We start from the raw sequence: 22,011 nt of genomic DNA, 5'->3' as shown, positions 1-22,011 counted from the left end.
ATAAATTAGAAAGCGCTTTCAACTTACACTTGGAGGTGAACGCCTACTCTCTAGATCCTTTCGTGACAACTAGAACCTCAACACCCGACAGATACCTCACACGAAGTCACTTAAGTTAAAACATCACTTTACAACTTCATTACAAAAGGAGATGCTAATGATAAACCTGAATAAGAAATCCCTATGTTCCTTGGCACTTATCGCTGTTCTAGTCCTTTCACTATTCCCATCTTTCGCATCCGCTGCGAAAAATGAACATTCAAGATCTCCAAAGAAAAATCCCCAAGCCTACGTCAATGATATGCAGCCCGGCTGGAACCTTGGCAATTCGCTGGATGCCGTGGGGGCTGACGAAACAGCATGGGGAAATCCGCGCATCACCAAAGCCTTGATCAACCAAATCGCGGCACAGGGATATAAGAGTATCCGCATTCCGGTAACCTGGAACAACCATATCGGCAGCGGGCCGAACTATACCATCGACACTGCTTACATGGACCGGGTACAGGAGGTTGTCGATTGGGCGCTTAAAGCCGATCTTTATGTCATGATCAATGTCCATCACGATTCTTGGCTATGGATCAGCCATATGGAGAACAATCGCAATGAGGTCGTTGCCAAGTACAACGCCGTATGGACTCAAGTTGCCCATCGCTTCCGGAACCATTCCAACAAACTGATGTTTGAAAGCGTCAATGAACCTCGTTTCTCGGATGGCGGGACCACCGATGAGAAGAAAGCATTTCAGATGCTGGATGAACTTCAAACGTCATTCCATCGGATCGTCCGCGGCTCTGGAGCACGCAACGCAACCCGGCCGCTTGTGCTATCTACCCTGGAGGCCTCTCCAACCCAGGAGAGAATGAACGAACTATATAACACCATGACGAAGCTGTATGACTCCAATCTCATTGCCACGGTCCATTATTATGGATTTTGGCCGTTTAGTGTGAACATCGCGGGTTATACCCGTTTTGAGACGGATACCCGGAACGATATCGATCAAACATTCAACAATGTGTATAACACCTTTATCGCCAGAGGGATTCCCGTCATCCTGGGTGAATATGGACTGCTTGGGTTCGATCAGAGCACGGGAGTCATTGAGCAGGGGGAGAAACTGAAGTTCTTCGAGTATCTAACCTATTATCTCAAAGAGAAGAACATTACCCATATGCTATGGGACAATGGCCAGCACTTTAAGCGAACCGCTTTTACCTGGTCCGATCCGGAGCTGTACAACATCATGAAGGCGGGTTGGAGCGGTCGTTCTTCCACGGCTGACACCGATCTGGTCTTCGTAAAAAAAGGAACGGCCATCCAGAATAAGAGCATCCCTTTGAACTTAAACGGCCACACGTTAACCGAAGTTCGCACAAACGGACAGCTGCTAGTTGCCGGGCAGGATTATACGCTTAACGGAAATGCGATCACGTTTACGTCCAGCCTGCTGTCCAGACTGACTTCATCCGGCCAATTCGGCGTGAATGCTGTATTGACGGCGAAATTCAACCGCGGTGCGGACTGGAATTTCAGGGTCATCTTCCATGATAAGCCCGAGCTCCGCAACACGCAGGGTACAACCGATTCGTTCAGCATTCCAACGACGTTCAACGGAGATCAGCTAGCCACGATGGAGGCGGTATACGCGACGGGAGGCAATGCAGGACCGCAGGACTGGACCTCCTTCAAAGAGTTTGAATATACGTTCTCCCCATCCTACTCGACGGATGAAATCAAGCTCAAGCCTACCTTTTTTAATGAGGTCAGAGACGGAGAAGTGATTCTTAAATTCCATTTCTGGAGCGGCGAGGTCATCACCTATAAACTTACGAAAAGCGGAAGCAGCGTAACCGGTAACGCTTCTTAGGACATCCTTTATAACATTAACGGCCTGTCGGGATTCTTCCCGCAGGCCGTTTTTCATTCACTATGACTGCAACTCCCATACACGCGACGGCAGATTAGCAGCTGCATACTGCATGCGAATTCGTTCCTATAATTAGAATGAATAAAAGCTCAAGCGACATCACTTGAGCTTTCATCTGTTTAGGCTTGAGACATATCTCGCTCAGCCAGAAACTTATCAATAATGCCCGAGATAACATTCATGCTGACAGGCTTGCTTACATACTCATCCATGCCCATCCCTAAATATTTCTCACGATCGCCCTTGATCGCATGGGCCGTAACGGCCACGATAAAGGGCTGTTTTTCGGATGATACCGATTCTTTAATGAGCCGGACCGCTTCCGTTCCATCCATGAAGGGCATCGAAATGTCCATGAACACGATGTCATACGGATAACGCTCGAAGGCTTCAACCGCCTCGAGTCCATTCTGGACGGTGGTCGAATGGTATCCCAGCTTCTCAATCATTTTCTTGAGGACTAACTGATTCACCTCATTATCCTCGGCAATCAAAATTTTCAGATCGTTTCCTGAGGAGTGATTCTCGTGAACGGCCCCATTCTCCTGTTGATTGACATCATTCGGCTTAAACGAAAAATCAACCGTAAACGTAAAGACAGACCCCTGCTGGTTCTGATTCTTCTCATACCAGATATCTCCGCCCATCAACTGAACGAGTTTTTTGCAGATCGCCAGACCCAGCCCCGTTCCTTCCACCTGGCGGGTCATATAGTGGTCCACTTGATAAAAGGGTTCAAATAACTGCGCAACCTTCTCACTCGGCACGCCAATGCCCGTATCCATAACGGAGAATTGGATAAGGGCCGAGTTCCCCTGGTCCTCGACACACTGCACAGAGATGGAGACGGCGCCATTAGGCGTAAATTTAATGGCATTACTAAGCAGGTTCATTAAGACCTGTCTCAGCTTCGTCACATCCCCGTAAACCTGACTCGGAACGTCCGAAGCTACGGATGTGGTTACCTCAATATTTTTCTCCAGCGCCTTCGGAAGAATCAGGTTCAATGTCTCGGACAAAGCCGTTCTTAGATTAAATGTTTCCTCCACCAGCTCCGTTCTGCCCGATTCGATTTTTGAAAAGTCCAAAATATCATTGATGATGTTCAGAAGGGTTGTCCCGCTTTTCTTAATGATCTGTACATAGTCCCGCTGCTCCTCATCAAGCTCTGTTTCAAGTATCAAGTCCGTCATCCCGATCACACCATTCATCGGTGTGCGGATCTCATGGCTCATCATCGCCAGAAACTCGCTCTTGGCGTTATTTGTCTTCTCGGCTGCTTCCTTCTCGATGATGAGCCTCTTCTGCTCTGTCATATCCTTGGCAATAATGTAGAAACCCACATTCTTGTTATGAATGACAATCGGTGCAAGCGTAGCTAGCACTTCAACCGTGTGTCCGTTTTTGTGATGGATAACGTTTATAGCTTTCTCGACAGCAACATAATCCGCTAAAGGAGAAAGTATACGAGCAAGATGACGTTCACCGATCAAATTGGAAATCCGGGTTCCAATTAATTCGGGAATTTTAAAACCAGTCAGCTGCTCTGCCATCTGGTTCCCGTTAATGATCCTTCCCTCCAGATTGAAGGAAATGATCGCATCATGGTTATACTTCTTCAGCGAGGTATAGCGTTCAATGCTCTCCTGGAGCCTTTGCTCGGCAACCTTGCTGTTGGTAATATCAACAATTTGCGAAATGAAAAACAAAGGAGTTTGATCCTTTTCGTCACGAACCAGAGAAACATGCATCGATGCCCAGATGCCACGGCCGTCTCTATGTACGAATTGTTTTTCCACCGCAATGGTTGAGGACGTCTCATCCAAAGATTGAAACAGCTTATCTTTATTGTTAATGCAATCAGAATAAATATAATCGGTTGCCGGCTGTGCCATCAATTCTTCTTCCGTCAAGCCAAACATTTTGCAAGCCGCAGGATTTACGCTGATCCAATTTCCTTCTATCGTAACCAGGGCAATGCCAATTGGAGCACTTTTGTAGACATGTTCAAACAAAGCCTGATGGCCAAAAATGTTGATATCACTCATACTCTGCACCTCCTGATACCGATTATTATACATCAGCATCTTCGAAATGGGTCTTTTTCAGAGTATTTTTATATTGCTAATCATTAGCAGCGTCATCCATCGGTAAACCAAACAATAGACGTCATCCCTTGCATAGCGAAAATTCCCACCACATCACCAAGCGATTCGCTGCCGATCTCGAAAATACTCCCCGCTCGGTCCATCATCCTCCATCGTCGCCAGCCAAACAGCCGTATCAGCCCCTTCGGCAACGGTTAACGGAGCATCCTCACCGCCCATATCGGTCTGAACCCGGCCAGGGCAAACCGCGTTTACCTTTATGCCGGCACCGGCTACCTCTTGCGAGACGAGGCAGGTTAACGCATTCAGCATCGTTTTGGAGATACGGTAAGCCGAGGACGACCCTTTTAAACCGTAACCATCCTGCATGATTTCGAATGCGCCAAGACCGGAAGAGATGTTTACGATACGCCCATAATGATGCTTCTTCATCAGAGGGATCGCCGCCTGCATCATACGCAAAGCACCAAAAAAATTCGTCTCCAGCGTTTGCCGCACGACCGACTCCTCTACATCCAGCACTGAAACCCCTCGGTCCAAAATAACCCCGGCATTGTTCACCAGCACGTCAAGACGGCCGTAGTCTGACTGTATTCGCTCCATCATCCGTGCCACATCGTTGATTTCGTGGACATCCGCCACCTGCAGCTTTACATCGAGCCGGGCCGCAAGCAATTCCTGGACAGCTAACCTCCCCTTCCCTTCGTCCCGGGACGTAATGATCACCTGAAGTCCTTTGGCAGCAAGCTGCCTTGCAATCTCTTTTCCAATTCCGCGGTTGCCCCCCGTCACGACAGCAACTCGCTTCACAACCTGTCCGTCAACCTTGTTCATTACGCCGATCCCCCTTGTCCAAAACAGCTTCCCATGCCTTAATGTTCTTCTGCAAATGAATTTCCGCCTGCTTCAGCAGCTCGATCTGCAGCTGGATATCATCCAGCTTCCGCTTACCTACCTCAATCGCATTCGGGAGACATTCGATTCTGGGCTGCTCATCAAATGCACATTGGAAAAAACTCATAATCTCCTTCACCGTCAATCCCAGGCTAAAATACATCTGGATCAGCCGAACCCGCTCGATATCCGTCTCCCTATATTCACGGTAGCCATTATTCTGACGGTCCGGAGACAATAGTTCCTTCTCCTCGTAATAACGCAAGGAACGCAAACTTACGCCCGTTTTACGTGACAACTCACTAATATGCACACGCAGCAGCTCCTTTTTCATTCGGTTAACCGCATTGTAAACCATCACATGATGTGAAGGTCAATCCGGAATTCCACAAGCATCATGCAATCCACGATCTCAAGTAGTCCATGGCATAAACATAATCTTTTGCCCATTCGGAAAAAGCAAGCTGCGGATCCCAAGTAACTGCACCAATCGCTTTGGCACATCCCCAATCCAATATACGCTGATGGAGCATATGCACTCTAAATCGATCAACAAAGCCTTCCTTAATGGCAGAACCCTGCAAGTACATCTGTACAAAATGCCGAGCTGCTTCCTGTTCCTCGAAATCCCAATACATAATCACCATCTTGGGCAAATCCGCTGCTCCATCCCCAAAATATCCGGTCGTAAAATCAAAAATGCCGCTGATTCGCCACGCCTGACGAACCGTATCATACGCTACCAGCATATTCTCTGCCTTGAAATCCCCCATAACAAAAGTGGGGGAGCAATGCTTATCGAACTCATCCGCCGAGGCACGCAGCACCTTTTCAACCCATTCCGTATCGGCTCGGGTGATCTGGGAATATTGCTTGGCATCCTGTAACCAAAACCGAATCCGGTTGTAGAGCCACTCTTTATAAGATCCCTCAAACGGGCGGATCTTTAGTGTTTGCGGGTCGAGCTCGCCATACTGATTCACTGTCCAGCCGTGCATTTCATTTAAAATGTTGGCCGCTGAAGAGGCAATATCTATTCGATCCGCTGCGCCAAGACTTGCTCTACATTGTGGATCATTCATATGTACGCCATGAAGACGGGGCATGATCGCGTAGCTCCAGCCGAAAATATCGTCGGACGCATCCAGCAGATATGGGGCAGATAAAGGCAGTGATGTATATTCGTGCAAATAGTCCGTATAAAATTTCTCTTCAGCGAACTGCCCTGCATAAAGGGGATTTCCCTTCAATACATAGCTTCCTCTGCTCGAGTTAATGAACAACGTCTGATTTCCTACTCCCTTAGACGTTTTCTCAGCTGAAATGAGGTTCCCTAGATTGTGTCTGTCCAGCATGGTTTGAAGCTGCTCATTCGTTACATGACCGATGGGGTTAGTTGAGAAAAAGATCTCTGTTGTCAGTTAAAACGCCTCCTTAAAATTTCCACCGCCTTGCCAGGCATAAATTTATCCGCAAACAAATCTAATCCTATCATCAGATGATCCCAAACAGCATAAATCCGATGGTGTTAATGGCAAGATTGGCAAACATATGGACCATCCAGGATGCGTAAATATTGCCGCTGCGCTCATTCAACCAGTTAAACAGTAGGCCCGCGACAACCAGACCGGCGATTAATAAGAGGAATAGCCCTACCGAGAACCAGCTGGACATCATCGCAATATGATACACGGCAAAGGCCCCTGCACTGAATACATAAGCAAACCGTCGTCCGACCTGCTCCTTCAGCGTGAAAAAAGCAAACCCCCGGAAAAAGAACTCCTCCAGCAGTGAATTCGCAATCGATATGTAAAGGGCTACAAACACAAAATTGCCCGCGTTTACCCCCAAGTTTTCCTGTAAGGCTCCTGTTACGTTGGTGAAATCAAATAAAGGACTCAACAAAAAATATCCGCCGAGTATGATCGTGAATACGCCGAATCCCAGCAGCAAGGACATCAGGAGGCCTTTTCTCTCGAAGGTGAACAGCCTCCGAAACGGTACCCCGCCGGCGATCACGGCGTAACCAATTGGCAATGTAAGAAAAAGGATGATCTTGATGGCGGATTTAACAGCATAATCCGGACGGATCACCGCGTCTACCAAGCTCATGGCAAGACAGCTTAGTACGATGATGGTCAGAAGAGATATGATTTTCCTTCTTGATCTCATGAAAGTATCTCCTTCGGCAGCGTATTACGGTTGCTATATAAGAATTCGATACACGGCGTATAATGCCCTCTACCTCAATAGAAAACGCCTCTGTGTCATTAAACAACAGAGGCGTTTTCGCTCAATCAATCTATATTCGATTCTATGAGACATAACGGCCTAGCGCCGCTTGGTACACACTCTTAGGTCGAAGTCCAATCAGTTTGTCTGCCGGTTCTCCGTTATGAAACACGATCACCGTCGGCATGGACATAATACCGAATTGAGCGGCAAGCTCCGGGGATTCGTCACAATCCACCTGATAGACATCCAGGCGACCCGCTTCTTCCTGACTCAGCTCTTCCAGAATGGGTAGCAGCACCTTGCACGGCGGGCACCATGTGGCTCCAAATTCAACCAGAGTGACTCCATTCTGTTTAATCGCGTCTTGAAAGCTGGCTGCATCTATTCGTGGTAAACTCATTTGCATTCCTCCGCTTCTTCCGATTCTCGTTCCTCCAGAATCGATTGCATGCGTTCCTCCAGATTCATCTTGATATGGTTCAGCTGGTGGATTTGCGCATCGATCTCTGCAATTTTTTGACGAAAAATCGGAAACACTTCCGCGCAAAACGCCTCTTTATTTTTCAAGACGCAATGGAGGAAACCCGCGATCTGCTCGGTGGACAATCCCAGATTCAAATATAACTGGATGGTACGCACCTGTTCTTCTGCGAGAATCGAATACTCCCGGTACCCGTTCTCGTTGCGAACCGGCATAAGCAATCCTTGCTGTTCGTAGTATCGAAGCGAACGGATGCTGACGCCGGTACGGGCTGCAAGTTCTCCGATTTTCATGCTTTTTCGCCTCCTGGATGAACGATTCGATTTCATTGTAAACCCTGACACTAGTGTCAGGGTCAAGCGAATTCTGCGAATATTTTATAAATGATCGTATTAGAAACGACAATATCCCCATGGAATGTTATTCTCTTTTCTTGAATTTCCGTTTAGAGCTTGCAGATAATATGGGCCAACGGTTCGACGGCACATGCTGAAGCATCGTATGGAATACAGTCCCCCACTGCTCTTCGTTCAGCCTGCCGATGGGGAGCTCTCGATCCACCCCCAGCATTCGGACCAGCTTCGTAATCTGAGGAGGCGTGAACACGCCCGCCAGAGACGCGAATAACGGCAGCCTCGGGTCCCGCAATCCATAGGCTGCCAGCGCTCTAAACTTCGGTTGATGCTGCGTGGCAATGAGCGGCTTTTTCCTCCGGTTGATGGCTAGAATAGCGGAATCCACTTTGGGAGGCGGCGCAAAATGTTGAGGCGATACGGTCCGCACGAGCCGCATGTCATAATGCATCCTCCAGCTTAAGATACGCGGATCTTGAATAGGAACTGCCGTAAAACGTTTGGCTGCCCCCTTCTCCACAAGCAGCACGGCTCGCTGCAGCGGCACGCCGGGATAATCCAGCAGCTTCGCCATGATCGCTGTGGTGATCGAATACGGAATATTCGCCACGACGGCAAACGGACTTTTCGGAAGAGGAACCTCCAGGAAATCAGACGGCTTAACGCGAATGTTGCTGCCATCTTTTATCTTGCTGAACAGTTTATCAATAAACGCCGGATCTGTCTCGATCGCGAGCACTTGTGCCGCCTTCTCTGCCAGCGGAAAGGTTAATGCCCCTGTCCCCGCTCCGATATCGAGAACCGTATCGGTGGATTGGATCTGGGCCAAATCGATCATATCATGAATCAGCCGTTTGCTGATTAATAAATGCTGAGCGGAAAAGTTAGACGGTTTCTTCAGCTTTTTCCGACTATTTTTATTATGTTTAAACACAAAAAAGCACCTCATTCATTCGTATAGTAATGAAAAAGGCACAGCACAAATAATCCTTCGCATTTTTACATGAAAATGGACGGATTTAGATGTTCTGTACCTTCATTAACGAATACGTATGAATGCGATGCAACACATGTAAGGACAATCCTCCCTTAGATGAAGCGGATCAAATAACAACCACAGTATAGCATAGGCATCCCGTTGCCTCACGGGTACATTCTTTTAAAAAGATTTTTTACCGCCGATCCACTCGAAGGCTATGATATCTTGAGAAGGATAGGAATAACCGATTTCGTATCCTACGCATACCACAGATGTGGCATACCAGAAGGAGCAAACCTTATGCAAATTTATTTTACTAATGAAACTGCAGAATCAAACAGCGCCGACATAAATTACGTAAGGAACCAAATGATTAAGTATAATCTCAAGCACTTCCCAGACGACTTAAAGGGCCGTTATGAGGAAGTAAACCTATTGTTGAGGAATGCGGACGATCAGATTTTGGGAGGAATTGTGGGGGAAATATGCTGGAACTGGCTGGAGATCCACTACTTGTTCGTGGATGAACCTTTCCGTAAATCGGGGTACGGCACCAAGCTGTTAAACGAGGCGGAAAAAATAGCGAAAGAGAAACAATGCGAGTTCGTTAAATTGGATACATTGAGCTTCCAAGCCTTGGATTTTTACATCAAGCAGGGGTATGAGGTATATGGCCAGATCGAGAATGCCGGACGGCATACGCATTACTATATGAAAAAGGATATTTAAAAGAAGGCAGCAAAACACCGCCTTCTTTAGGTCTTCCATCAAATCCGCCGATTAAAAACATGGTTTAACATCTCACATACTTGCGTTTAAAACCTAGTTTCCCTCTCTCGACTTCTTTCCTAATATTTTCGGAAGCGTTCAGGAACTTGCTCTTATTGTCCCGCCTCATTTCTACCGGTCCTACGGCCTTTGCGGTCTCAACCGCCTTATCATGAAGCGGCAGATAGGATATGGCTGCGGTGTACATGAAATTATTCATTGCAGATTTCGTTCGGTCCGGAGACTCGTGAATAGTCTTTTCCACCAGTTCGAGCATGGCTGAGATTTCACTCTCCGGGAACTCACGATCTGGTCTGCTGCCGAGCAGCCAGCAGTAACAGCTCCACCCCGCCGACATTCTGAGCTCTTCGCCGCTTGCGATCCATTGATCGGCAACGTCTTGCGCAATATCTGCCTCTGCCAACGTTACGGCAACCACATAATCGGACAGCATATAAAAATAGGCCGCATCCATCCAGCGATTATAATCCGCTGCCGTCATCGCTTTAGGGTCTGCAATGATGCCGGCAAAGTACATGGCGTCGTAGTTCCCGGTGGCATAAAGCTGCTCAGCCAGTTGCTGATTGATTTTAATTTTCTTGGCCATCGGCTTCATGGCGCCTGTCGCCACGCCAAAGAGCGGTTCACGCGCCCCATTGGACAGATACATTTTCTTGAGCCGTTCCTTGCCTAGTGCTTCAAGCTCCGCCATAACGGATTCTGCATTCATGGTTCGACACTTCCTTCATTGGCTTAGTATGCAGCCGCCGAGTAAGCGGCAGGCCGCAGTTCACATGACTTGAGTGTACAATAATAATGACGGCCAAGCCTAGTCTCACTTGATGGAAAGTTCGGATTCTGTTCAAGTTTTACGCAAAAAACCGGCGATCGCTTCCCGATGGAGTATCGGGAAGTAATCGCCGGCAGCAGAAGTTACATAGCCTCCGGTTGCTCCGACTGGACTTTCGGTGTCACCACCGACACGAGCAGTTCGTTTGCTGATGAGATCGGCACGACCCCGTCTGGCAGTTTAAGATCCCCGACGTGTAAGGAATTCCCGATATCCAGTTCGCTGATATCAACTGGAATGATGGCAGGAATACGGTCAGGGAAAGACTCAATCTCGATGAACGTGCTTTGAATTTGGACGACGCCTCCAAGTTTGGCTCCCTTGGCGGTGCCGATGTAATCAAGATTTACTCTCGTCCGAACAACTTCATTTATATTGATGCGTAAAAAGTCGACATGAATGTATTCACGAGTAATTGGATCACGCTGAACGGACTCCAGCAGAACCGGAAGCGGCTCCCGATCGTCAAAACGAAGCTCAAGGATTCCTCCTTTGCCGTTCCTTGCCCATTTGCCGAATTCTTTGGCGGACAGTTGAATCATCATATTGTTTTCCCCTGTGCCAAATACAACCGCTGGAATTCGTCCCGAAAGACGAAGCTGCTTAAGTCCAGTTTTGTTCATCGCGGCGCGCATTTCTGCTCGTAAATTTACTCTCATCTCAACAACACTCCTCAGATTATCGTTATTTGGGTGCACTCTCCATCGATCGTCCATAATGAACTACGGATTTCTCCCCCCGTAGCGGGGAAATCAGGAGCACCATTGCATCACCTCCAGATAGACATTAAATGTAAAACGGCTGTAAATATGCGAGAAGGCACCTCGTCCCAAGGGAACGAAATGCCTAATTACTTGCTACCATATCATAGAAAAAGAGTGTTGTCGACCGAAGCGGACTGGAATTGGTCAATATTCACTACAAACGGTCTTGTTCCATAATCTTGTAATGTGATGTCTCAAGTGTCCTGCTATAACAATGAAAAAAGAGGGGCTCTTTAGCCCCTCTTTGCATATCTCCGTTTTAATTGTCTTTCCTGATCAACAGCGTTACCGCCTCCACATGGCTTGTCTGCGGGAACATGTCGACCGGCTGCACCCAATCGAGCTCATAACCGCCGTCAAGCAGCACCTTGCAATCTTTCGCCAAGGTCGAGGGATTGCAGGATACGTATACAAACCGCTTCGGCTTGGTGCGGAGCACAGTCTCCAGGAAGCGCGAGTCCAGGCCGGTACGCGGCGGGTCGGCAATGATGACGTCCGGCTTCATACCCTCCTTGACCCAGCGCGGCAGCAGTTCCTCTGCCTGGCCGACGTGAAAGCTCGCATTAGCCCGCCCGTTTCGCTGCGCATTGGCCTTGGCATCCTCGACGGCTTCGGGGATCGTCTCGATCCCGCGCACCTCCTGGGCATAAGGCGCAAGCCACAGGCCGATCGTGCCCGTTCCGCAGTAGGCGTCGATGACGGTTTCCTTCCCCGTCAATCCGGCTGCCCCCCGGACCGACTCATACAGCTTGACCGTCTGCTGTGGATTCAGCTGGAAGAACGCTCTGGGCGACAGCGAGAAATGCAGGTCACTCAGCGATTCCTGCATGCTCTCGGCTCCCCACAGCGAGATTGTTCGGTCTCCGAAGATGAGTGAGGTTTTCTTCGGATTAATATTGAGTGAAATCCCGCTCACCTCCGGAATGGTAAGGCGCAGCATGCGAACGAGATCGTCCTGCCTTGGCAGCTTGCTTCCGGCCGTCACCAGCGTCACCTGAAGCTCCCCGGATTGGAAGCCGTGACGAACCACAATCGTCCGAACGCCGTCCTTGTTTCCATTCTCCTTGTGCAGCGGAATCCTCAACTCTTCGAGGACGGATTTGACCTTCTCCACCGCTTCATTCACCTTCGGATGCTGAATCGGGCAGCCGCTAATGTCCACAATCGTATGGCTGTCCGCTTCATAGAGCCCTGCGATCACTTCGTGGCCCTTCCGTTTCAGCTGCAGCTGCGCTTTGTTCCGGTAATTCCATGGGTGCTCCATGCCGAGGATCGGCTTAAACTTCACATCGTCCCGTCCTGCATACCGGCTGAACGCCTCACGCACAATATCCGTCTTAGCCTGCAGCTGTCCCTCATAGGAGATATGCTGAATTTGGCAGCCGCCGCAGATGCCGAATACCGGACAAGGAGGTTCAATCCGGTAAGGCGAACGCTTCTCTACTTCTACCAGCTGTGCCTTGATAAATTTAGGCTGGACCTCTTTCACCTCGGCTTTGACAACTTCGTTCGTGATCGCTCCGTCAATAAACACCGCCTTGCGACGGTAATAGCCGACTCCTTCGCCGTTAATGCCAAGCCGTTTGATCGTAACGACAATAATGTCGCCTGCTTGCAGCTCATCTGCGTGCTCACGTCCGGATGAAGGCCGTGGCCCTCGTACTCCTTGCTTATATTTATCGGACGGTTTCGCCTTCGAATACGATGAAGCCGATAACGAATCCTTGTTCTTCCTATGTTCGCGCTTAAAAGCCGGCTTGGCCCCTGTTTGGTTCGCAGCCGCCTTATCACCCGGCTTCTTTCCGTATGCCGTTGATTTGTTATTTTTGGTTCCTTGTCCGGAACGTTGTTGTTCGCTCATGCCTTGAATGCTCCATCCTTAATGGTATCGTGTCCAATATACCATGCCGAACCTGCGAATGCTAACGGGCTGTACTCTTTTTCCTGATTTCATGGCTATTCTTCAGCTTCCTGGGCGTCAATATATTCACTACGTAAACTGCAAAAAAATATTTTTGCAATTCGGAAACCAGAGGCAATCTTCCAGCGTATAATTCCATTATCATACATTCTCTTTTGGAGGTATCTTTTATGTCGTTTTTTAACAAAATGCTAGCCAGTGTAGGAATTGGAGCAGCCCAGATCGATACGCATCTCGAAAAATCCTCCTATTATCCAGGTGAAGAAGTACGCGGCGTCATTCACATTAAAGGAGGAAACGTAGAGCAGACGGTCGACCGTATTTACTTGAAAGTGATGACGGAATACACCAGGGAAAGCGACGACAAGAAGTACATAGAATCCTATACCCTTGCCAAAATCAATGTCTCCAGCCGCCTCACGTTAAAGCCTGGCGATCAACAGGAAATACCATTCTCTTTTGCCCTGCCGCTGGAAACGCCGCTCACCATTTCGCGGCAGCCGGTATGGATCCATACCGGCCTTGATATCGATAATGCCATCGATCCGAAGGACCGTGATTTTATCGACGTTGAACCGGACGAAGGCGCATCCGTTGTTTTTGACGCCGTGGAAGAACTTGGCTTCAGCTTCAAAATGGCCACTTGTGAATATCACCCGAGATTAGGCCAGGGCGTTCCTTTTGTGCAAGAAATTGAATTTTACCCTGGCTCCTCTTATGCCGGCCATATCAAAGAGCTTGAATTGATTCTGTATCCGGAGCAGGAAGGGATTTCCGTCCTGGTCGAAGTCGACCGCAGAGGCAGAGGGGTATCAGGCTGGCTCCAGCGATCCCTTGATATGGATGAACAGCACTCCTGGGTTACCCTGGATCAACAGGATCTGGAGCAAGGACCATCTCATGTGGCTCAAATTCTTGACGGTGTTATCCGCAGATCGATCTAATGAAAAAAATGGCCCGCAAGGCTGGTCACTTGATCCCAAGTGACTCTCCTGCGGGTCATTATTTTTAATAAAGCTTGTTATTAAATAAAATAATGCGGATACTTCTCGCGTAAAATATCCTGCTCCACAACGACAAGACGCAGATGGCGCTCCATTACGTTCATGGCCTGCTCCGCTTGTTTATTAACGATCAGTTGATACATTTCCTTATGCTGCGAGATAATATTCTCCCAGTTGGAGTCCTTCGACAGGCGAAGCAGCCGCAAGCGGTTGAAATGAATGTTCAGTTGCTGCAGCATCTTCCAGGTCCGTTCTTTGCCCGTACCCTCAAACAGAATTTGATGGAACTCCTCGTCCAGCTCAAACAGCTTATAGAAATTATGGTTTCCCGCGCATATGTCCTGAAGCGCAATATTGGTTTCCAGACGGAAACGGAACTCTTCGGGGAAAAATTCGCAGGCGAGCGCCACGATTTCCTTCTCGATCTTCTCCCTAATAAACCGGCCTTCCTCAACATGCTTGAGATTAATACGGGATACGATTGTCCCGCTTTGCGGAATAATGTCGAGCAGTTCCTCCTCGGCAAGCTTCATGAACGCTTCCCGGACCGGCGTTCGGCTGACGTTCAATTCATCCGCAATTTCCTTTTCCGAGATTTTCGTACCCGGCTCCAGCTCCAGATGGAATATCCGGTCTTTCAGCAGCTGATAGGAATACTCCCTGGTAGAGCCTTTAATCTTTTGCTCTGTTGACATATGTCGTTACCTCTTTCTCTTATGCTCAAGTGTTCTTTTTGCTTACGTTATAGGATCTGGCTGATCGCATCGCTTTCTATGCGGATGGCTCTTCCGATACCGTTGAAGTTATTTCTCCCTCTATATTACCTGAATCAAGGGCACGGGCGGTATATAATGAACGGGAATCTGCGGAAAAAGCTCGCGGAGCAGCTTGGCCGCGCAGGCCATACCGGGCTCCTCGCTGGCGGCATGACCAAGCAGAAGCATGGACGGGTTCCGGCCTTGCGCCACTGCATCGCCGATATATTCGGGTGTCTCCCATTCCGGGCCTTCGCCGGCGATAAGCAGATCCAGCCGCTCATTCACGCAGAGAGGAATGGCATGCGCGCCGCCGCCACGGTAGCCGACGGTTATGCCGATTCTGGAGCATATTCCGCTTCGATTCCCCACATAACGAAGATACGAAAGATTCAGTTTTCTTTTTATATCTTCTGCAATCTCCTGAACTGTCAGTTCTCCGGGCAGTGTGACTAGGGCAGCTGTAGGAAGGTACGTATCGATATAGGGCTCCCAGTCCAGTGCCTGAACCAATCCCTGTGTGATCATATCGGGAACATACCTGTGAGGCGCATCATGAAACCGGTAAATCGCCAGATTGCCGGATTGGATCAGATCTATTTTATCCTGGTGGACAGAACTCGCCTGCATCCCATCCACTCCATCCTCATGGTGGCTGTAAAAGATCCCCTCATGGGTGATCACAAGGTTAGCTCCCGCCTGTACGGCTCTCTGCAAAACCGAAAACGAGGCGGCGAACGTGACGGCGATGCCGTGAACGATGGCATCCGCGCTTCCGGCTACAACCCCGTCCACCGTGGATTCAAGGCGTCCCGCTGGTTCGGTTAATCGGTTGATTACGTCTTGAACGGTCACACTCAATTTAGAACAACCTCCTTGTCGTCAACAGTGCAGGATGGAACATCGCGACCGTCCGAACTTCCAAACAGGCTGCCTTTCCCTAAAGAAACGGCAGCCTGTCGATCCGTTGGTTATTGTTGCTCTTTATATTTTTTATAAGTCTTATTCGCAATCTCCAGGTATTGTCCTACGCCCTGGCTATCCAGCTCCTTCACGAACTTGTCGTACTCGGCAAGATCGCGATCGCCCAGAATGAACTTCAGCGTGTTCTGATCCGTGTAGTCCTTCAGCGGCGTGCTCAAAAGCGTCACTCGCTCGCGTTCTTCAACCGAGTACGGAATCGGCGGCTCCGGCTTCACGACAGTTTTTGTTTCGCTCATGCTCTTCTGGAACTGCTGCTCTTCCTCGCTGAACATGGATTGAAGCAGCTCGGTCGTGCCGCCGTACGCAAACACGCCGCCCGAGAAGCCATGCTCGATCCGCAGATCCTTCGTGCCCTTCGGATTCAATCCGTTGTAATTAATGTCGTCCATCAGCTTGCGTACGCCGCCTTCCTTGGTATACGTTACGCCTTCGACGCCCCACTTCGTAAATTCCTGTCCCTCGTCGCTGTAATAGAGCCAGTCGATAAACTGCAGGATGGCTTTAAAATGCTCGCTCTCTTTCACTTTGGAAGTGATCATCACCCCGTTCTCGAGGCGACTGCCGGACATCAGCTGGCCTGCCGGGCCGCCGGGAACCGTGATTTTGCTGATCGCATACTTGCCTTCGCCCAGCGTTTTGTCCATATCATTGCGATGCTGGACCACGGTCTGGGAGTTGCCGTTAATGATGAAGGATTTGCCAGTCACGAACTTTTGCACGGCCTGATCGTCATCCTGGGTAAAGCTCTCTTTGTCCAGCAATCCTTCATCCACCAGCTTATGGAAGTAGGCCAACATGTCCTTATATTCATCCGTTGCCGCCGTGTACACAAATTCATCCGTATCTTCCTTATACGTAAGTCCGCTGCCGTAGCCCCATCCGCCTTTGGTGCCGAAGCCCGTAGCCGCGATGTTCAGCGTACTGTTGAATTTGAAGCGGTCGGAGAACGGCGTAACGTCCGGGTACTCCTGCTTCAACTGCTTCATGGCCGTATAAAGCTCATCCCAGGTGGTCGGAATTGCGATGTTATGCTTTTCGAAAATATCCGTCCGCACGATCAGCGTATAGTCCGGCCACACCGCTTCATGGAGGCCCGGGAGCACATAATATTTTTTGTCCTCCTGGCGAAGCCCTTCCAGTTCGCTTTCCATGTCCCATTTCTCGATCTTGTCCTTGAAGTTCGGCATCAGATCAATATAATCGCTGATCGGAAGAATCGCACCGGAAGCTACGAACGCGGATTCCTCCCCGGGGTAAGTCTTCGGAATGACCAGCGGCGCATCGCCGGAGCTGATCAGCAGACTGCGCTTTTGGCTGTAATCGCTCATCGGCACGATCGTCGGCTTCAAGGTCACGTTAGTCATTTCTTTTATTTTAGCAAAAAGCATCCAGTCCTGCTTGTAAGGATACGCCGGCTGGTCGCTGTAGAGGATGGACAGATCGAATGGCTCCGTTGCCTTGAACGTATCGCCTACGGCGTAGGTTTCCATCGCGCCCTTATCCTGGATTTCGGCCTCTTTGCCGCCTGTCTTGTCGGTACACGCCGCCAAGATCGCAACGATTAACGATAGCAATAAAGCTTTGCTGGCAAACGATCGATGACTCTTTTTCACTTTCTCATTCCCCCCATGATATCAATAAAATGTCCTTTCGGATGGTCCTATTGCTTTACGGAGCCCAGCATGATGCCGGTTACGAAATAACGTTGCACGAACGGATAAATCGTCAATATCGGCAAAATGGTCAGCACCATGGTCACCGATTTGATATTGGCGGATATCTGCGTCAGGTTATCGGCCGAGCTGGCACCGGCGGAGGTCACGCCCGTTGCGCCCGCTATCATGTTGCGCAAATAGATCGTAACCGGGAAGAGCTCCTTCTGATCCAGGTACAGGAAGGCCGGAAACCAGGAGTTCCAGTGCCCGACGGCATAGAAGAGAACCATGGTCGCGATGACCGCTTTGCTTAAAGGAAGCACGATTCGGAACAGCATGCCATACGTGTTCAAGCCGTCAATGGCCGCGGCTTCCTCCAGCTCTTCCGGCATATTTTCAAAAAAGGATTTCATGATAAGCATGTTATATATGCTGATGGCTCCCGGGATTACGATGGCCCAGATCGAGTTGCTGAAGCCCAGGCTGTTAATGAGCACATAGTTCGGGATCAGCCCCCCGTTGAAGAACATCGTGAACACAGCAAACATCGTCAGGAACTTGCGTCCTACCAGCCTTTTCTTGGACAGGGCGTAAGCAAAAATCGTCGTTAAGAACATGGATATCGCGGTGCCGACCACGCTGTACACGACGGTGTTTTTGTAATTCGTCCAGAACATGGCGTCTTTGGTGACGGTTTTGTAGGTATCGAGATTGAAGCCCCTCGGAATCAGGTTCACCTTCCCTGAATTGATGTACGCCTCGCCGCTGAAGGATTGAGCGACCACGTTCAGGAAGGGATACAGCGTGATGAAGACAACGAACAGCAGAATGATGGCATTGCACACTTTGAACACCTTATAGGATCTTGACTCCTTCATAACCGCTCCCTCCTTACCATAAGCTTCGATCCGTCAGTCTTCGCGAGATCGCATTCACGGAGAATACCAATATAAGTCCGATTATGGATTCGAACAGTCCAATGGCCGTGGCATAACTGAAGTTGTTCGATACGAGACCAACCCGATACAGGTACGTCGATATCACGTCGGCCGTCTCATATATAACCGGATTGTACAGCAGCAATATTTTCTCGAACCCTACCGCCAGGAATGCCCCCATGTTCAGAATCAGCAGCGTCACAATCGTTGGCAGGATGCCCGGAATCGTGACAAACAGCGTTTGCTTCCAGCGGTTGGCCCCGTCGATCCTTGCCGCCTCGTACAGCGATTCATCAATCGTCGTTAATGCGGCCAGATACAGGATCGCGCCCCAGCCCATGCCCTGCCAGATTTCCGACGAGATATAGATCGCCCGGAACCACTCGGCCCGCTGCATGAAATTGATTCGTTCCCCGTTAAAGAACTCCACGAGCGAGTTAACGGAGCCGTTGACCGACGTCAATTGCAGGATCATCCCGGCAACGATGACGATGGACAGAAAGTGCGGGAGATAAGAAGCCGTCTGGACGAATTTCTTGAATCGCCTGCTCTTCACCTCATTCAGCAGCAGCGCAAAGATKATGGGCACCGGAAACGTAAAGAGCAGGGATAACGCACCGAGCAGCAGGGTGTTCTTGAATACGTTCCAGAACGCCGGGTCATGGATAAACATGTTGAAATAGTGCAGTCCTACCCATTTCTCCCCATAGATGCTTCCTCCGGGCATAAATCGCCTGAAAGCGATCACGTTGCCAATCATCGGTCCATATTTAAAAATGAGCAGGTACATGACCGGCAAAATCAATAGGGAATACAGCTGCCAATCCTTCCGGACCAGTGCAGCGACGGTTTTAAGTTTGGATGGCTTCTTGGCCGCTTTCACGGCTGGCAAGGAATGATGCGCAACTTTTGGCTCCATCGACGTTATTCACTCCAATCCGTATGGCCTCTTCTCATACCTCTTTCGTCATGGAATATGGCCGTGTTTCATGATCCAGCTCCATTCAATACTCACGAAGAAATCGCTTTCAATTATTGTGGCTATAAACAGGTTGCAGCGTTACGGCAGGTAATATCCGCCCTTCTATTGATCCCCCCTTCAATATTAAGCGCTTACAATGTTGGTTTAACAAATAAACTCTCGTATCTTGAACGTTAGACCGACAAAGTGACCCAGCTTCCTCTCCCACCTATGTTGAGAGTCGTATTTCACCATACTAGTATAACTAGTATGGTAGTTGGTTTCATTTTAATGGACGTTTTCTCCAATTTCAATACATTTTTTTCTCATGAATAATATTTCGGTCCGAAGCCTCAAAAAAGCCGTAAGCGTATTTAGGCTATGGCCTGATTCGCTTACGGCTTTCGGATTCCATTCCTGCTGAGGTGTTGATCAAGTAAAGGGGCATAAGTCATCACTTATGCCCCTTGAGATTCCTCCTGCCACCTATATATCTATATTTACTTCAGCTCCGTCACGTTGCCGTCAATGCTGATGCTTTTGATGTCCACATCCCCCAGAAAGACAAGGTTATTCTTGCTATCCAGATTATACAGCCACTGAAATCCGTTCTTCGTGGTGCTTGTCGAGCTGGCATGAAGCTTCAGTTCCGATCCGTCCGCGGCGATGACCTTAACCTCCGGCGTATATTCCGGCAGTTCATCCAGCTCACCGTCGGTACGCTTGCCTTCGATGGCCACACCGATGGATGAAACACTAATGGTGCGGAGAGACAGTGCTTCCTTACCCTCATCAATCGCCAGATTCAGACTCTGTTCTCTTTGCTTGCCGGGAGAAATGGTGAATTGAACATCCCAAGGGCCTTCAACGGCTTGGGTGTTGTCCGCTGACGTGATTCGATCGGCTGTGATCCGTGCCTTCACCCCCTCGAGGTCATTCACCGCATCCATCTCAAATACGCCGACAAGCTTTTTGTTATCGTCAAGAAGCTGCTGTCCTACCATATAATTCACATCATGTTCCATATTCAGTTCAAGTCGGGGTATCGAAACACCCGCAGGGAATGGCGTACCATCCTCTTTCGAAAAGCTGACCACCAAATAACCGCTGTTGCCGACGTATATGCCTTCTTCAACATTCATGGTTACCCCGGACGCTGTATCCGTCCCTTGTATAGGTGACCGTTCGTCTTCCGCAATGGACGCGGATTGACCGAAGAACTGCTTCAAGCTATCCATGTATTGGCTCGCAAAAGCGGTCGTGCTAAGTATCATAATCATCGCGGCAGCGATAACGATACTGGCTTTATATTTTTTCACTTTCCTGTTTTTAAACATCATCGTTTCCTCCTCTTGAATACGGTTCATCGCTCGATTCTTGATGCGTTCCATACTGATTTGCTTTGTCAACTCGCGTTCCTCTTCCTCCGTAAGGAGGAGATTCTCCAGCTCCTGATTGTCGATATTGGCCATGATATCTACAATTCGCCGCTTCACTTGCATCCATCCCCTTTCGCTATCGATTCGAAGCTTCACTCCTATAGACACGGTCCTTATAGAAATCCTACAGATTATCGGTTTCATAATGAATGCGCAGTTTGTCCTTTGCCCGGCGGATCCGGGCGGTGACGGCTTTCTCCTGCATATTCAGCCTGCTTGCAATATCTCGGACTTTCTCCAAATAGAAGTACCTGCGGATGAAGATTTCGCGATCCGGTTCCCCCATATCCTGGACCATGCCGCTAATCGCTTCCTTCTCCTGCCGCAGAATAGCCAATGCCTCTGCAGAAGGACAAGAAACCGCATCATCTTCCAATTCGGATTCAATGACCCGCTGTCTTTTTCGTAAAACATTCAAGGTATGATTACGCGCTGCTATGGCCAGATAAGGCTTGAAGCTATCTCCGCGCAGCATGATTTTGGGCCCGTCTGTCCACAGCTTGACCAGCACGTCTCCGGTGATTTCCTCCACATCGTAGGAATTAAACCGTCCACCGGCCACTTTAGCGACCACCGCGGCTATGTAGCGTGAATAGCGGTCAACCAATGTTTCAAAACATTGCGGATCTTTCTGCGCAAGCCCGTCCAACAATGTCCCATCCTCCATGGATCCTCCCCCCTTTATAACCATCTCTTTTGGTTGAACCAAGCCATAGATCCGGTGCTACTATATAAGACACCTTTAATTCCGGAAACCCTACATATCTTTCAAAAAAATGATCCTTTCGCCAGGCAAACTTACTGGAACAGTTTTGTGTAACGGCAAAAAAGCCGACCCCATCTGAACTGCACCCCAATTGTTAGACACATCTAACAGTTGGAGGTGCAGTTGTTTTATGACTAAATTTACTAAGGATAGCAAATTGGCATTAATTCAAGGGTATGACTCTGATCTTTCTATCTCAGACCGAATACGCAAATCAAATGGGCGT

General features: G+C 49.0%; 21 protein-coding genes. 3 read left to right on the top strand and 18 right to left on the bottom strand.

The features are described from left to right. Nucleotides 1-157: 157 nt before the first annotated feature. Nucleotides 158-1,870, top strand: coding sequence for a cellulase family glycosylhydrolase (locus tag ACPV3A_RS11625; RefSeq protein ID WP_426199695.1), 1,713 nt, complete (start codon nucleotides 158-160; stop codon nucleotides 1,868-1,870). A gap of 179 nt (nucleotides 1,871-2,049) precedes the next feature. Here the strand turns inward: ACPV3A_RS11625 and ACPV3A_RS11620 are convergent, their stop codons facing one another. The 8 genes from ACPV3A_RS11620 to erm all read right to left on the bottom strand — a co-directional run bounded on the left by ACPV3A_RS11620 (nucleotide 2,050) and on the right by erm (nucleotide 8,935). Next, nucleotides 2,050-3,978, bottom strand: coding sequence for a PAS domain S-box protein (locus ACPV3A_RS11620; protein WP_426199694.1), 1,929 nt, complete (start codon nucleotides 3,976-3,978; stop codon nucleotides 2,050-2,052). A 153-nt stretch (nucleotides 3,979-4,131) separates the two neighbouring features. Next, nucleotides 4,132-4,872 (bottom strand): SDR family oxidoreductase, encoded by a 741-nt coding sequence (locus tag ACPV3A_RS11615; protein WP_426199693.1) that lies wholly within the window; start codon nucleotides 4,870-4,872, stop codon nucleotides 4,132-4,134. Further along, on the bottom strand, nucleotides 4,859-5,266 hold the full coding sequence (locus ACPV3A_RS11610) for a MerR family transcriptional regulator (protein ID WP_426199692.1): 408 nt from the start codon (nucleotides 5,264-5,266) through the stop codon (nucleotides 4,859-4,861). The genes ACPV3A_RS11615 and ACPV3A_RS11610 overlap by 14 nt, the downstream gene beginning before the upstream one ends. 61 nt (nucleotides 5,267-5,327) lie before the next feature. Beyond that, a complete protein-coding gene (locus ACPV3A_RS11605; protein WP_426199763.1) occupies nucleotides 5,328-6,320 on the bottom strand; it encodes a phosphotransferase family protein in 993 nt (330 codons plus the stop codon). A 106-nt stretch (nucleotides 6,321-6,426) separates the two neighbouring features. Further along, complete coding sequence (locus ACPV3A_RS11600) at nucleotides 6,427-7,104, bottom strand: CPBP family intramembrane glutamic endopeptidase (protein WP_426199691.1); 678 nt, start codon at nucleotides 7,102-7,104, stop codon at nucleotides 6,427-6,429. Nucleotides 7,105-7,246: 142 nt separating this feature from the next. Then, nucleotides 7,247-7,567, bottom strand: coding sequence for a thioredoxin family protein (locus tag ACPV3A_RS11595; RefSeq protein ID WP_113058574.1), 321 nt, complete (start codon nucleotides 7,565-7,567; stop codon nucleotides 7,247-7,249). Then, nucleotides 7,564-7,941 (bottom strand): MerR family transcriptional regulator, encoded by a 378-nt coding sequence (locus ACPV3A_RS11590; RefSeq protein WP_071223574.1) that lies wholly within the window; start codon nucleotides 7,939-7,941, stop codon nucleotides 7,564-7,566. The genes ACPV3A_RS11595 and ACPV3A_RS11590 overlap by 4 nt, the downstream gene beginning before the upstream one ends. Nucleotides 7,942-8,068: 127 nt before the next feature. Next, nucleotides 8,069-8,935 (bottom strand): 23S ribosomal RNA methyltransferase Erm, encoded by an 867-nt coding sequence (erm, locus tag ACPV3A_RS11585; RefSeq protein WP_426199690.1) that lies wholly within the window; start codon nucleotides 8,933-8,935, stop codon nucleotides 8,069-8,071. A gap of 345 nt (nucleotides 8,936-9,280) precedes the next feature. On the opposite strand from erm, the gene ACPV3A_RS11580 reads away from it, so the two are divergent. Beyond that, complete coding sequence (locus tag ACPV3A_RS11580) at nucleotides 9,281-9,709, top strand: GNAT family N-acetyltransferase (protein ID WP_426199689.1); 429 nt, start codon at nucleotides 9,281-9,283, stop codon at nucleotides 9,707-9,709. 64 nt (nucleotides 9,710-9,773) lie between these two features. Here ACPV3A_RS11580 and ACPV3A_RS11575 read toward each other — a convergent pair whose 3' ends face one another. The 3 genes from ACPV3A_RS11575 to rlmD all read right to left on the bottom strand — a co-directional run bounded on the left by ACPV3A_RS11575 (nucleotide 9,774) and on the right by rlmD (nucleotide 13,223). Further along, a complete protein-coding gene (locus ACPV3A_RS11575; RefSeq protein WP_426199687.1) occupies nucleotides 9,774-10,478 on the bottom strand; it encodes a DNA alkylation repair protein in 705 nt (234 codons plus the stop codon). A gap of 203 nt (nucleotides 10,479-10,681) precedes the next feature. Further along, complete coding sequence (locus tag ACPV3A_RS11570) at nucleotides 10,682-11,257, bottom strand: 50S ribosomal protein L25 (RefSeq protein WP_216534709.1); 576 nt, start codon at nucleotides 11,255-11,257, stop codon at nucleotides 10,682-10,684. A 364-nt stretch (nucleotides 11,258-11,621) separates the two neighbouring features. Continuing rightward, on the bottom strand, nucleotides 11,622-13,223 hold the full coding sequence (gene rlmD / locus ACPV3A_RS11565; protein ID WP_426199686.1) for a 23S rRNA (uracil(1939)-C(5))-methyltransferase RlmD: 1,602 nt from the start codon (nucleotides 13,221-13,223) through the stop codon (nucleotides 11,622-11,624). A gap of 230 nt (nucleotides 13,224-13,453) precedes the next feature. Here rlmD and ACPV3A_RS11560 point away from each other — a divergent pair, with 230 nt between their 5' ends. Beyond that, nucleotides 13,454-14,227, top strand: coding sequence for a sporulation protein (locus ACPV3A_RS11560; RefSeq protein ID WP_071223634.1), 774 nt, complete (start codon nucleotides 13,454-13,456; stop codon nucleotides 14,225-14,227). Nucleotides 14,228-14,307: 80 nt separating this feature from the next. On the opposite strand, the gene ACPV3A_RS11555 is transcribed toward ACPV3A_RS11560, so the two are convergent. The 7 genes from ACPV3A_RS11555 to ACPV3A_RS11525 all read right to left on the bottom strand — a co-directional run bounded on the left by ACPV3A_RS11555 (nucleotide 14,308) and on the right by ACPV3A_RS11525 (nucleotide 21,686). Next, complete coding sequence (locus ACPV3A_RS11555) at nucleotides 14,308-14,982, bottom strand: GntR family transcriptional regulator (RefSeq protein WP_194541333.1); 675 nt, start codon at nucleotides 14,980-14,982, stop codon at nucleotides 14,308-14,310. A 120-nt stretch (nucleotides 14,983-15,102) separates the two neighbouring features. After that, nucleotides 15,103-15,903: a Nif3-like dinuclear metal center hexameric protein gene (locus ACPV3A_RS11550; protein ID WP_426199685.1), complete on the bottom strand. Its 801-nt coding sequence runs from the start codon at nucleotides 15,901-15,903 to the stop codon at nucleotides 15,103-15,105. Nucleotides 15,904-16,013: 110 nt separating this feature from the next. After that, nucleotides 16,014-17,639, bottom strand: a complete 1,626-nt coding sequence (locus ACPV3A_RS11545) for an extracellular solute-binding protein (RefSeq protein ID WP_216534705.1) — start codon at nucleotides 17,637-17,639, stop codon at nucleotides 16,014-16,016. Nucleotides 17,640-17,686: 47 nt separating this feature from the next. Then, nucleotides 17,687-18,559 (bottom strand): carbohydrate ABC transporter permease, encoded by an 873-nt coding sequence (locus ACPV3A_RS11540; RefSeq protein WP_426199684.1) that lies wholly within the window; start codon nucleotides 18,557-18,559, stop codon nucleotides 17,687-17,689. Nucleotides 18,560-18,572: 13 nt separating this feature from the next. Then, nucleotides 18,573-19,538 (bottom strand): ABC transporter permease, encoded by a 966-nt coding sequence (locus ACPV3A_RS11535; RefSeq protein WP_071223639.1) that lies wholly within the window; start codon nucleotides 19,536-19,538, stop codon nucleotides 18,573-18,575. A 542-nt stretch (nucleotides 19,539-20,080) separates the two neighbouring features. Further along, nucleotides 20,081-21,082: a hypothetical protein gene (locus ACPV3A_RS11530; protein ID WP_426199762.1), complete on the bottom strand. Its 1,002-nt coding sequence runs from the start codon at nucleotides 21,080-21,082 to the stop codon at nucleotides 20,081-20,083. Nucleotides 21,083-21,143: 61 nt separating this feature from the next. After that, entirely contained in the window at nucleotides 21,144-21,686 is a 543-nt protein-coding gene (locus ACPV3A_RS11525) for an RNA polymerase sigma factor (RefSeq protein WP_426199683.1), read from the bottom strand. Between the last annotated feature and the right edge of the window lie 325 nt (nucleotides 21,687-22,011).

Source organism: Paenibacillus sp. Dod16 (assembly GCF_049893405.1).
Classification (GTDB): Bacteria; Bacillota; Bacilli; order Paenibacillales; family Paenibacillaceae; genus Paenibacillus_AQ.
Note: the sequence above shows the minus strand (reverse complement) of the source record. Positions and strands in the feature narration are given on the sequence as shown.

What these genes read in the sequence shown, in the direction of transcription:
- ACPV3A_RS11615 (WP_426199693.1), bottom strand. Translation starts at nt 4,872, where the DNA reads ATGAACAAGGTTGACGGACAGGTTGTGAAGCGAGTTGCTGTCGTGACG.
- ACPV3A_RS11560 (WP_071223634.1), top strand. Translation starts at nt 13,454, where the DNA reads ATGTCGTTTTTTAACAAAATGCTAGCCAGTGTAGGAATTGGAGCAGCC.
- ACPV3A_RS11610 (WP_426199692.1), bottom strand. Translation starts at nt 5,266, where the DNA reads ATGAAAAAGGAGCTGCTGCGTGTGCATATTAGTGAGTTGTCACGTAAA.
- ACPV3A_RS11620 (WP_426199694.1), bottom strand. Translation starts at nt 3,978, where the DNA reads ATGAGTGATATCAACATTTTTGGCCATCAGGCTTTGTTTGAACATGTC.
- ACPV3A_RS11525 (WP_426199683.1), bottom strand. Translation starts at nt 21,686, where the DNA reads ATGGAGGATGGGACATTGTTGGACGGGCTTGCGCAGAAAGATCCGCAA.
- ACPV3A_RS11540 (WP_426199684.1), bottom strand. Translation starts at nt 18,559, where the DNA reads ATGAAGGAGTCAAGATCCTATAAGGTGTTCAAAGTGTGCAATGCCATC.
- ACPV3A_RS11570 (WP_216534709.1), bottom strand. Translation starts at nt 11,257, where the DNA reads ATGAGAGTAAATTTACGAGCAGAAATGCGCGCCGCGATGAACAAAACT.
- rlmD (WP_426199686.1), bottom strand. Translation starts at nt 13,223, where the DNA reads ATGAGCGAACAACAACGTTCCGGACAAGGAACCAAAAATAACAAATCA.
- ACPV3A_RS11595 (WP_113058574.1), bottom strand. Translation starts at nt 7,567, where the DNA reads ATGAGTTTACCACGAATAGATGCAGCCAGCTTTCAAGACGCGATTAAA.
- ACPV3A_RS11580 (WP_426199689.1), top strand. Translation starts at nt 9,281, where the DNA reads ATGCAAATTTATTTTACTAATGAAACTGCAGAATCAAACAGCGCCGAC.
- ACPV3A_RS11575 (WP_426199687.1), bottom strand. Translation starts at nt 10,478, where the DNA reads ATGAATGCAGAATCCGTTATGGCGGAGCTTGAAGCACTAGGCAAGGAA.
- ACPV3A_RS11555 (WP_194541333.1), bottom strand. Translation starts at nt 14,982, where the DNA reads ATGTCAACAGAGCAAAAGATTAAAGGCTCTACCAGGGAGTATTCCTAT.
- ACPV3A_RS11530 (WP_426199762.1), bottom strand. Translation starts at nt 21,082, where the DNA reads ATGCAAGTGAAGCGGCGAATTGTAGATATCATGGCCAATATCGACAAT.
- ACPV3A_RS11590 (WP_071223574.1), bottom strand. Translation starts at nt 7,941, where the DNA reads ATGAAAATCGGAGAACTTGCAGCCCGTACCGGCGTCAGCATCCGTTCG.
- ACPV3A_RS11625 (WP_426199695.1), top strand. Translation starts at nt 158, where the DNA reads ATGATAAACCTGAATAAGAAATCCCTATGTTCCTTGGCACTTATCGCT.
- ACPV3A_RS11600 (WP_426199691.1), bottom strand. Translation starts at nt 7,104, where the DNA reads ATGAGATCAAGAAGGAAAATCATATCTCTTCTGACCATCATCGTACTA.